Source organism: Micromonospora sp. NPDC050795 (assembly GCF_044456785.1).
Classification (GTDB): Bacteria; Actinomycetota; Actinomycetes; order Mycobacteriales; family Micromonosporaceae; genus Micromonospora.
Window position 1 is genome coordinate 1 of the sequence record NZ_JBITGE010000070.1, and the last position, 7902, is coordinate 7902.

Below are 7902 nucleotides of genomic sequence, written 5' to 3' on the forward strand. Positions count from 1 at the left end.
GACCTGCGCGACCCGCCCTCAAGGCTCGGGCGGCGGGTCGGTGGTACTGCGATCGTCAGGGTGTGTAACGACCCCGGCCCGGCCATGATTCCAGCCCACGAGTGCAGCCGGTCACACCCCACATACAGACAAACCGCCCACACGACGCGGGGCTCCACGCCGTCGAACCAGCCCTCACCGGGGTGATCCACTCGGGTTTCCTGAAGTCGGGGCATCCCGGACGCCCGGACACCCCGACTTCAGGAAACCCGAGTCGATCAGGGGCGCACCGACCACGCCGAGAGCACGCAAACCGGGCAGACTTCGCAGCCGGGCACGGTCCGGTCGGCGCGCATGAGCAGCGCGCTCGACTCGACCTGAGCGACACCGGCTCTGGCGGGCGTTACCCTGACACCATGCAGGCCGTCTCCCCCACCGCGACCGGCGTGGCCTATCTGGCCCGCCCGGGTCGCCCCGCTGTGGTGGCACGGACCCTCGCCGAGCTTGCCGGCCCCACCCGAGGTGTGGTGGAACTGCCGGTACGGCTGATGTGGAACGCCGAGCGCACCTTCGACCTCGGCGACCCGGACCAGCTGCTCTGGATGTACGAGAACGTGCTTCGCGAGACTACTCGCGCCGAGGATCTGCGCGCCCTGATCAACGGGCGGACGCTGCGTCGGGTGTGGCGACTGCTCAACCTGCCTCGGGGCGTACGCCAGGCGTGGGAGAGCCGGCACCGCGGCCTGCGCGCGGCGTGATCGAACCTCATCTGCACGAGTTCTACCGGGAGGTGGCCCGGGTGGCGCTGGCCGCCGCCGGGCCGTACCGGTTCGTTCTGGGTGGTGGGGTGGCGTGGGCGGCGCACGGGCTGGTCGCCCGACCGACGGAGGACGTGGACCTCTTCGCGGACGTGGAGGGTGCCGCGGCTGCGGCGTCCGCCGGGGTGCGGGTGGCCCTGGAGCGGGCCGGGTTCATCGTCAGTGACGCCGACCCGGACAGTGAGCTGGCCGAACTGTTCGACGGGTACGAGCAGGACATGAAGGACTTCGTGGTGAGCCGCGACGGACGGCAGATCCGGCTCAGCCTCGCCCGGTTGGACCGCCAGCAGAGTCCGGTGGTGATGGACCTCGGCCCGGTGATGGACGTTCGTGACCTGGTGGCGAACAAGATCGCGGCGTTGGTCAACCGGCGGGAGGTTCGCGACTTCATCGACGTGGCCGCAGCCCTCGACCACTACGACGTGACCGAACTGTTGGTGCTGGCACGGCAGGTCGACCCCGCGCTGGACCCGGACGACGTGCGCGCCGCCGGCCGTTATCTGGACCGGCTCTCCGACCAGCGTTTCGGCCGGTACGGCCTGGGCGCCGTCGACGTCGCCGAGATCCGGCAACGCTTCGCCGCCTGGCCACGCTGACCAGCGAGCCACAAGAACAAGCCGCACCACCACCGAGCCACGCGAACGGGCCGCACCACCACCGGGCCACGCGAACAAGCGACGCGAGCGAGCCACAAGCGTCGGGTGGGCATCCCGAGCGGACGCCCACCCGACGGCGGTTCACTTGGTCGGTCGACCGCCCGTGACGCCCAGGATCTCGCCGGTCACGTAGCTGGACTCCTGCGAGGCGAAGAAGACGTACGCGGGTGCCAGCTCCGCCGGCTGCCCGGGACGCCCCTCCGGGGTGTCGGTGCCGAACTGCTTCACCTTCTCCTCCGGCATGGTGGCCGGGATCAACGGTGTCCACACCGGGCCCGGTGCGACAGCGTTGACGCGGATGCCCTGCTCGGCCAGGTCGGCGGCGAGCGCCTTGGTGAAGTTGGCGATCCCCGCCTTGGTGGTGGCGTAGTCCAGCAACTGCGGCGACGGGTCGAACGCCTGGATCGACGACGTGTTGATGATCGCCGACCCCTCGGCCAGGTGCGGAATGGCTGCCTTGCAGAGCCAGAACATCGCGTACAGGTTGGTCTTGAACACCCGGTCGAACTGCTCGGTGCTGATCCCGAGGATCCCCTTGTCCTGCGACATCTGGTACGCCGCGTTGTTCACCAGAATGTCGAGACCGCCCAGGTCGCGCACCGCCCGGTCGACCAGTTCCTGGCAGTGCGCCTCGTCGGTGACGTCGCCGCGTACCGCGACGCCCCGCCGGCCGGCGGCCTCTACCAGCCGGATGGTCTCCCGGGCGTCGGCGTCCTCCTCCTTACTGAGGTACGAGATGAGCACGTCCGCGCCCTCCCGGGCGAAGGCGATCGCGACGGCCCGGCCGATCCCCGAGTCACCGCCGGTGATGAGCGCCCGCTTGCCGTCGAGCTTGCCGCTGCCCCGGTACGACTCCTCCCCGTGGTCCGGCCGCGGGTTCATCTCCGCCGTCGCGCCGGGCGCTGACTGCTGCTGCGCGGGCTGACCGGACTGCCCTCCGTACTGGCTGGTCGGGTCCTGCTGGGTGTGCTGGTCCTCGCTCACTGAAAGATCTCCTCGCTGCGCGCGGGAAGCGGCGTCTCCCGCGAATGCCGTCCCGGACCGCCCTACCCTGCGTCGGCCTGCGGAAACCGCTGCAACGACCGGGGCTGTCGTGCGGCGGTGCCCGCTGCTGGTTAGGGTGCGCAAGGCGCTCACGAGGCGCGTCCACCCCCATGGAAAGGCACGTCATGACCTCTCCCTCCGGCCCGTCGCGTCGCCAGGTGCTCGTCGCCGCGGCGGCCGCGGCGACCACCCCGCTGATCGCCGCCGCGCCCGCGCAGGCGGCCGGCGCGGCCCGGCCGCGCACCTGGGATCTCACCCTCCTGGGCACGTCGGACACGCACGGCAACGTCTACAACTGGGACTACTACCGCGACGCCGAGTACGACGACAGCAAGCACAACGACATCGGCGTGGCGAAGCTGGCGACCCTGATCAACCAAATTCGTCGGGAGCGGCGCGGCAAGGCGACGCTGGTGCTCGACGCCGGCGACACGATCCAGGGCACGCCCCTCGCGACGTACTACGCCAAGCAGGAGCCGATCACCGCCACCGGGGAGAAGCACCCGATGGCACGGGCCATGAACGTCATCGACTACGACGCGGTGACCCTGGGCAACCACGAGTTCAACTACGGTCTGCCGTTGCTGGACCTGTGGATCCGTCAGCTCGGTTTCCCGGCGCTCGCCGCGAACGCCGTCAACGCGAAGACCGGCAAGCCGGCCTTCCTGCCGTACGTCATCAAGAAGGTCTCCCTCGGTTTCGCCGCGCCGACCCTGCGGGTCGGCATCCTCGGGTTGACCAACCCCGGCGTGGCCATCTGGGACAAGGGCAACGTCGAGGGCAAGCTGCGCTTCGACGACATGATCGCGACCGCCGCCAAGTGGGTGCCGATCATGCGGGCCCGCGGCGCGGACCTCGTGCTGATCTCCGCGCACGGCGGTGACAGCGGCACCTCCAGCTACGGCCCCGAGCTGCCGAACGAGAACCCGGTGGCGCTGATCGCCCAGCAGGTGCCGGGGATCGACGCGATCCTCTTCGGTCACGCGCACAACGAGGTGGTCGAGCGGTTCGTGACCAACGAGCGCACCGGCACGCAGGTGCTGCTCTCCGAGCCGTCGAAGTGGGGCCAGCGGCTCACCCGGATGGACTTCACCCTCACCCGCGAGCGTGGCCGGTGGGCGATCACCAAGAAGGCCGCCACCATGCTGAACACCAACACGGTGGTAGAGGACCCGAAGGTGCTCGCCGCCGTGCGGGCCCAGCACCAGAAGACCGTGGCGTACGTCAACCAGGTCGTCGCGCAGTCCACGGTGGAGTTGTCGGCGGCGGAGTCGCGGTACAAGGACACGCCGATCCTGGACTTCATCAACCATGTGCAGACCGAGGTGGTCGGCGCGGCGCTGGCCGGCACGGCGTACGCGGACCTGCCGGTGCTGTCGATCGCGGCGCCGTTCAGCCGGACCGCCGTGTTTCCCGCCGGCGACGTGAAGATCCGCGACGTGGCCGGTCTGTACGTGTACGACAACACCCTTGAGGCGGTCGTGCTCAGTGGCGCCGAGGTGCGCGCCTACCTGGAGTACTCGGCGAAGTACTTCCGGACGGTCGCGCCGGGCGCCCCGGTCGACCCGGAGCAGATCAGTGACCCGGCGGTGCCGGACTACAACTACGACGTCTTCTCCGGCGTGGACTACGACATCGACATCTCCAAGCCGGTCGGGCAGCGGATCACCCGCCTGGTGCTGGCCGGCAGCGACACCCCGGTCGCGGACAACGCGCAGTTCGTGGTGGCGGTGAACAACTACCGGCGCAGCGGCGGTGGCAACTTCCCCGGCATCGTGAAGACCCAGGTCTACAACGCGCAGCAGGAGATCCGTCAGCTGCTCATCGACTGGGCGCAGGCCAGGGGCACGATCGACCCGGCCGACTTCTTCCAGCCCAACTGGCGTCTGGTACGCGAGGGCGTGCCCGTCTTCTGACCGCAGCGCATGACGAACGGGCCGTGGGTGGCGACACCCGCGGCCCGTCGCGCGTTCTCAGCCCTGCACGTTCCAGCGGATCGGGTCCTCGGACTCCTCCGGCCGGTCGCGTCCGGGATCGGTCTCGGTCAGGGCCACTCGCTCGTCAGGACGGACGGCGGGCGGCAACTCCCCGAACCGCGCGTGGCGCAGAAACGCGTACTCGTCGTCGGTGAACGGTTGCTCGGTCATCAGCGCCTCCTCCTGCTCCGTTGTGATTGTCCGGCGGCCACGCCGGTCGACACCAGTAGCCGGGCGCACACCCTCTAAGGCATCCTAGGATCCTGGGCGAGCGGTGGTGACCTGACGCGACGAACGGGACAACCGGTCGAGCACCGCGAGCGCCGCCCGGATCGGCCGGCGGCTCAGCATCTCGTCGAAGCTCGCCCGCCCCTGGCAGAACTGCACGAACATGCGCCAGCCCGGCGGGGTCGCCAACAGGGCGTGGAACACGTCCGGGCGACGGGTGAAAACGTCGAGCAGCCGGAAACCCGCCCGCATCTCCGGCAGCAGACGCTCGGCCACCGTCCGCTCGTACCCGGCCAGGTCGCCATCCGCGACCGCGGCTCCGGCCAACTCACCTGAGCGCAACGCGAAGCTAATGCCCTCCCGGCTCCACGGCTCCAGCAACCCCGCCGCATCCCCCACGACCAACACCCGGCCGTTGCGCAACGGTGAATCCTCCGCCCGACAACGAGTCAGGTGACCGGAGTCGTGCTCCGCCGGCAACCCGGTCAGACCCAACCGGTCGACGAACCGCCGCAGGTACGCACGGGTCCCCTCCCCCGCCCCCCGCGCGGCGATCACGCCGACGGTCAACCGGTCGCCCTTCGGAAAGACCCAGGCGTACGAGCCCGGCATGTCGCCCCAGTCCAACAGCAGCCGGCCCCGCCACCGCTCCTGCTCGACCGGCGGCACCGCAATCTCCAACTCCAGACCCAGATCCACCTGCCGGTACCGAACCCCGACGTGCCGCCCGGTCACCCCCGACGAGCCGTCCGCCCCGATGACGGCACGAGCCGCGATCGTCGTACCGTCGGCCAGCCGCAGGCGTACCCCCTCAGGGTCCTGCTCGATCGCGCGGACCGCGACCCGCTCCCGCAGCTGCGCGCCGGCGGCGACCGCCGCCTCGCGCAGCCGGTCGTCGAACTCCTCGCGGCGCACCATCGTCACCACCGGACTGCCGTTGCGGCGGGTGAACTCCCGACGGCCGTCGCGGGTGAACGTAACCCGGTCCACCCGGTCGTGCGCGGGCACCTCGATCCGATCCTGGACGGCCGCCAGCGATGTGCCGATCAGACCACCGCCGCAGGTCTTGTACCGCGGGTGTACGGCTCGCTCGACGACAAGGGTGGAGACGCCAGCACGGGCAGCGGCGTACGCCGCGGACAGCCCCGCGGGGCCAGCGCCAACGACGACGAGATCCCAAACGATCACGAAAGCAGCCTAGGGCACCTCCCCGGCCCGCCCGCCGGACCCGCCCACCGGCACGACCGCCCGATCGGGTGTGCATCTTCGGGCACCGAGGGGGTAACCGGCGCACGGCAACCGCCACCGCAGTGGCGGACGAGCAGAGGAGGAACCATGCAGCAGGTGCAACTGTCGGAGGCCGAGCAACGGGTGTACCAGGCGGTCACCACCCTCGAGGCACGCGGGCAGGTGCCCTACCCGGACCTGATCGCCGAGGAATCCGGGCTCACCGGGGAGCAGGTGGGCAGCCCTCTGCACCTGCTCACCGAGAAGGGCCTGCTGCACCGCGAGGACTCGCCGATGGCCGGCCTCGACTTCGGTCCCCGGTTCTGCGCCCGCCAGATGGCGTGACCAGCGGAACCACCTGGCGCGGTTCGCCCCCCGAAGACCCGGGTAGCGGTCAACCATGCGTGACCGAGGGTCGACGGGGGGCGCGATGAGCGCGGCCCAGACGCCGCAGCCGGTGACCGCGGCCGAGAACAGACGGCGCTGGCAGGCCGTCGGCGTCGGACTCGTCGCCGCCTTCATGACGCTGCTCGACGTGAGCATCGTCAACGTGGCCGTGCCCTCCATCGACCGGGCGCTGCACGCGTCGTCGAGCGACCTGCAGTGGATTCTCTCCGGGTACGCGCTCACCTTCGGCCTGGCGCTGGTGCCCGCCGGCCGCTTCGGCGACGCCCGCGGCCGGCGCAACGCCTTCGTCTTCGGCATCGCGCTGTTCACCATCACCAGCGCGCTCGCCGGCCTCGCCACCTCGCCGACCTGGCTGGTCATCGCCCGACTGCTGCAGGGCGCCGCCGCCGGCATCGTCAACCCGCAGGTCATCGGGCTGATCCAGCAACTGTTCCGCGGGCCCGAACGCGCCCGCCCGTTCGGGATCCTCGGCGCCACCATCGGCATCTCCACCGCCGTCGGGCCGCTGCTCGGTGGGCTGCTCATCGCCGTCGGCGGTGAGGAGCACGGCTGGCGCTGGGTCTTCTTCGTCAACGTGCCCGTCGGTGTCCTCGCGGTGATCCTCGGCTGGCGGTTGCTGCCCGGCCGCCCCACCGGTCAACCCGGCTGGCGTCGACTCGATCCCGTCGGGGTCCTGCTGCTCGGCGTCGGCGTCGTCCTGGTCCTCCTGCCACTCGTGCAGGAGCAGCAGTGGCGGACCCCGTGGAAGTGGGCCCTCATCCCGGTTGGCCTGGCGGTGCTGGTCGCCTTCGGGCTCTGGGAACGACGCTACGCACGCCACCATCAACCCCTGTTCGACCTCCGACTGTTCAGCTTCCAGTCGTACACGCTGGGCTCGGTCCTGGCGCTCGTCTACTTCGGTGGCTTCACCGCGATCTTCTTCATCTTCACCCTGTTCCTGCAGATGGGGCTCGGCTACAGCGCCCTCGTCGCCGGCCTGGCCATCACCCCGTTCGCCCTGGGCTCCGCGGCCGCCGCCGTGCTCGGTGGCCGCATCGTCAACCGCTTCGGCCGACCACTGGTCGCCATCGGACTGCTCACCGTGGTGGTCGGACTGGCCGCCACGGTGATCGCACTGCGCCTCTTCCCGGACGCCCCCGCGCCCTGGGTCACCGCCGGCCCACTGCTCGTCGCCGGCATCGGCAGCGGGCTGGTGATCGCCCCCAACCAGACGATCACCCTCTCCGAGGTGCCCGTCGAGCAGTCGGGCAGCGGCGCCGGCATGCTCCAGACCGGCCAGCGGATCGGAGCCGCCGCCGGCATCGCCGCCGTCGGCTCGCTGTTCTTCTCCACGTTGGCCGACAGCCGCGGGGACTGGACGAACGCCTTCGAACAGTCCCTCATGCTCGCCACCGGCATCATCGCCCTCGCGTTGATCGCCGCGCTGATCGACATCTGGCGGAGCCACAACCACAAAACCTGACCGGGGTACGCCGCTGGCCGGCACCCCAAGGTTGCGGGTGCCGGCCAGCGGTCGGTGTGCTGTTGCCGTGTGGTGGTGGTGTGGGTCAGCTGTTCCAGTGCTGG

8 protein-coding genes are annotated in these 7902 nt (G+C 70.5%); 5 read left to right on the forward strand and 3 right to left on the reverse strand.

All coding sequences use genetic code 11. The annotated features are described in order from the left end of the window. Positions 1-395 precede the first annotated feature (395 nt). Complete coding sequence (locus tag ACIBEF_RS31765; RefSeq protein WP_130401025.1) at positions 396-737, forward strand: hypothetical protein; 342 nt, start codon at positions 396-398, stop codon at positions 735-737. Then, positions 734-1393 (forward strand): nucleotidyl transferase AbiEii/AbiGii toxin family protein, encoded by a 660-nt coding sequence (locus tag ACIBEF_RS31770; protein ID WP_357208489.1) that lies wholly within the window; start codon positions 734-736, stop codon positions 1391-1393. Before ACIBEF_RS31765 ends, ACIBEF_RS31770 begins: the two co-directional genes overlap by 4 nt. Positions 1394-1534: 141 nt before the next feature. On the opposite strand, the gene ACIBEF_RS31775 is transcribed toward ACIBEF_RS31770, so the two are convergent. Next, the gene (locus ACIBEF_RS31775) at positions 1535-2437 is read right to left on the reverse strand and encodes an SDR family oxidoreductase (RefSeq protein ID WP_396797106.1); all 903 of its coding nucleotides are present in this window, start codon (positions 2435-2437) and stop codon (positions 1535-1537) included. 185 nt (positions 2438-2622) lie between these two features. Between ACIBEF_RS31775 and ACIBEF_RS31780 the strand changes: the two genes are divergently transcribed. Next, positions 2623-4413: a bifunctional metallophosphatase/5'-nucleotidase gene (locus ACIBEF_RS31780; protein ID WP_396797107.1), complete on the forward strand. Its 1791-nt coding sequence runs from the start codon at positions 2623-2625 to the stop codon at positions 4411-4413. Between the two features lie 57 nt (positions 4414-4470). Here the strand turns inward: ACIBEF_RS31780 and ACIBEF_RS31785 are convergent, their stop codons facing one another. Together ACIBEF_RS31785 and ACIBEF_RS31790 are read right to left on the reverse strand one after the other, a co-directional pair. Beyond that, entirely contained in the window at positions 4471-4644 is a 174-nt protein-coding gene (locus ACIBEF_RS31785) for a hypothetical protein (RefSeq protein ID WP_167362358.1), read from the reverse strand. An 84-nt stretch (positions 4645-4728) separates the two neighbouring features. Continuing rightward, entirely contained in the window at positions 4729-5889 is a 1161-nt protein-coding gene (locus ACIBEF_RS31790; RefSeq protein WP_396797108.1) for a geranylgeranyl reductase family protein, read from the reverse strand. Between the two features lie 147 nt (positions 5890-6036). On the opposite strand from ACIBEF_RS31790, the gene ACIBEF_RS31795 reads away from it, so the two are divergent. Beyond that, positions 6037-6273, forward strand: coding sequence for a hypothetical protein (locus ACIBEF_RS31795; protein ID WP_124823326.1), 237 nt, complete (start codon positions 6037-6039; stop codon positions 6271-6273). Between the two features lie 85 nt (positions 6274-6358). Further along, complete coding sequence (locus ACIBEF_RS31800) at positions 6359-7798, forward strand: MFS transporter (protein WP_396797110.1); 1440 nt, start codon at positions 6359-6361, stop codon at positions 7796-7798. Positions 7799-7902: the final 104 nt, after the last annotated feature.